Origin of the sequence: Amycolatopsis anabasis (assembly GCF_009765355.1) — a bacterium.
GTDB classification, from domain to species: domain Bacteria; phylum Actinomycetota; class Actinomycetes; order Mycobacteriales; family Pseudonocardiaceae; genus Amycolatopsis; species Amycolatopsis anabasis.
In genome coordinates this window covers 1-2772 of record NZ_VTHK01000140.1, presented here as the reverse complement: position 1 = coordinate 2772, position 2772 = coordinate 1, and the positions used below count along the sequence as shown (strand labels likewise).

The following is a 2772-nucleotide window of genomic DNA, read 5'->3' as shown; positions in this document are numbered from 1 at the left end:
CCGGCCACTCCTGAGTACTGGGTCGAACACGTGCGGCAGGCCGTCCGGTTCGCCGACGGCGTGCGCACCCTGCATGCCGAGGGGGTGACCCGGTTCGTCGAACTCGGCCCGGACGGGGTGCTCACCGGTATGGCCCAGGAATCCCTCGCGGACCTCGCCGAGGACGGCGTGCTGGTGCCGGTCGCGCGGAGCGGCCGGGACGAGGTCGCCACGCTGCTCGGCGCGCTCGGCCGTCTGCATGCCGGGGGCGGTCGCGTGGACTGGCGGGCGTTCTTCGCCCCGCACGGTCCGCGGGCGGTCGAACTGCCGACCTACGCGTTCCAGCGCGAGTCGTACTGGCTCAACGCCGAGAGCGGCGGAGACGTCCGGACGGTCGGCCTGGGCGCGGTGGAGCACCCGCTGCTCGGCGCGGCGGTGCCGTTGCCCGGCACGGACGGTGTGGTGCTCACCGGCAGGGTGTCCCGGGAGAGCCAGCCGTGGCTCGCGGATCACGCGGTGCTGGGCAGCGTCCTGGTTCCGGGCACCGGTTTCGTGGAACTCGCCCTGCGGGCCGGGGAGCAGGTCGGCTGCGCCGCCCTCGAGGAGCTGACCCTGGAGGCGCCGCTGGTGCTGCCCGATCGCGGCGGTGTCCAGTTGCAGGTCGTGGTCGACGCGGAAACCTCCGGGCACCGGCCGGTCACCGTCTACTCGCGCCGGGAAGACACCGAGCAGTCCTGGACCCGGCACGCGACCGGATTCCTGGTTCCGGCAGGCGATTCCCCGGCCTTCGACCTGACCGCCTGGCCACCCGCGGGTGCGGAATCGGTCGACGTCGCCGACGCCTACGACGCCTTCGCCGAACGCGGCTACGGCTACGGCCCGGTGTTCCGGGGCATGCGTGCGGTGTGGCGGCGTGGTGCGGAGTTGTTCGCCGAGGTGGTGTTGCCGGAGCGGGCGCGTGGTGACGCCGAGCGGTTCGGGTTGCACCCGGCATTGCTGGACGCGGCCATGCATCCGACCCTCGGCCTCCCCGGTGAGACGGGCGACGCGTCCGGTGGCACGGTGATCCCGTTCGCGTGGAACGGGGTGTCGCTGTTCGCGGTGGGCGCCACCGCGGTGCGGGTCCGGATCACCGGATCGGCGGACGGCGGCCTGCACCTGGCGGTCGCGGACCAGTCCGGGCAGCCGGTCCTGTCGGTGGATTCGATGGTGGGCCGTCCGGTGTCGCCGGAGCAGTTGCGGGCCGGTGGGCAGGGCGACCCGCTCTACGGCATCGACTGGAAACCGGTCGCGTGCGGCGAGCCCGCCCAGCTGTCCTTCGCGGAATGGGACGAGGTGCCCGAGCCGGTGCCGGACGTGGTCGTGTTCGCGAGCCCCGAGCCCTCGGGCGAGGTTCCGGCCGGGATGCGGTCGGTCGCGCACCGGGTGCTGGAGGTCGTGCAGCGGTGGCTGGCCGACGAGCGGTTCGCCGAGTCCCGGCTGGCCGTGGTCACCCGCGGCGCGGTCGCCGTCGACACCGACGCCGGAGTGGATCTCGCGCAGGCGCCGGTGTGGGGTCTGGTGCGGGCGGCGCAGGCGGAGAACCCGGGCCGGTTCGTCCTGGTCGATCTGGACGAGGATCGCGACGCCGAGCGCATCCTGCCCGCCGCGATCGCCACCGGCGAACCGGAGATCGCGATCCGGTCGGGTGCGACCTTCGTCCCGAGGCTGGTGCGGCTGCCGTCCGAGCAGCGGGACCCGGTGTTCGGTGGCGAGGGTTCGGTGCTGGTGACCGGTGGTACGGGTGGTCTGGGTGCGTTGGTGGCGCGGCATTTGGTGGCGGTGCACGGTGTGCGGCGGTTGGTGTTGACCAGTCGCCGGGGTTTGGACGCGCCGGGTGCGGGCGAGTTGGTGGCCGATCTGGCCGAACTCGGTGCCTCGGCGGAAGTCGTCGCGTGCGACGTGGCGGACCGGGAGGCCGCGGCCAAGCTGGTCGCCGGGATACCGGACCTGCGCGGCGTGGTCCACGCGGCGGCGGTCGGTGACAACGGGTTGGTGGGCGCGCAGTCGCCGGAGCGGGTGGACGCGGTGTTGGCGCCGAAGGCGGATGCCGCGTGGTATCTGCACGAGCTGACGCGGGATCTCGAGTTGTCGGCGTTCGTGTTGTTCTCGTCGGCTGGTGGGTTGGTGCTGGCGGCGGGGCAGGCGAACTACGCGGCGGCGAACGTCTTCCTGGACGCCCTGGCCGCCCATCGCCGGAGCGAGGGGCTCCCCGCGACGGCGATGGCCTTCGGATTGTGGGACGTCGAGGCCGGACTGGGCCGGTTGCTCGGGGACACCGATCGGCAGCGGATGCGTGCGCAGGGTTTGCCGCCGTTGCCGGTGGAGTCGGCGCTGGCGTTGTTCGACGCGGGCTTGGCCGCCGATCGGCCGGTGGTCGTGCCGGTGCGGGTCGACGCCACGGCGTTGCGCGGCAGGGAAGAGATCCCGGCGCTGCTGCGCGGTCTGGCCCCCGCGGCCCGGCGCGCGGCGTCGGGCGCGAACGCCGAGGCGACGCTGGAACAGCGGCTCGCCGGGTTGAACCCCGAGGAACGGCGCCGCAGCGTGCTCACCCTGGTGCGGTCGCGGGTGGCGGGTGTGCTGGGGCATGCGTCGGCGGAGTCGATCGAGCCGGATCGGGCGTTCCAGGAGCTGGGTTTCGATTCGCTGGCGGCGATGGAGTTGCGGAACCAGTTGAACGCGGTGACGGGGTTGCGGTTGCCGGCGACGCTGGTGTTCGACTACCCGAACTCCCAGGCCATCACCGACCACATC

1 protein-coding gene is annotated in these 2772 nt (G+C 73.2%); it reads left to right on the top strand.

Annotated elements, in window-relative coordinates:
• Positions 1–2772: type I polyketide synthase (locus tag FXO23_RS50335; protein ID WP_158896287.1), on the top strand; the 2772-nt coding region annotated here is incomplete at both ends.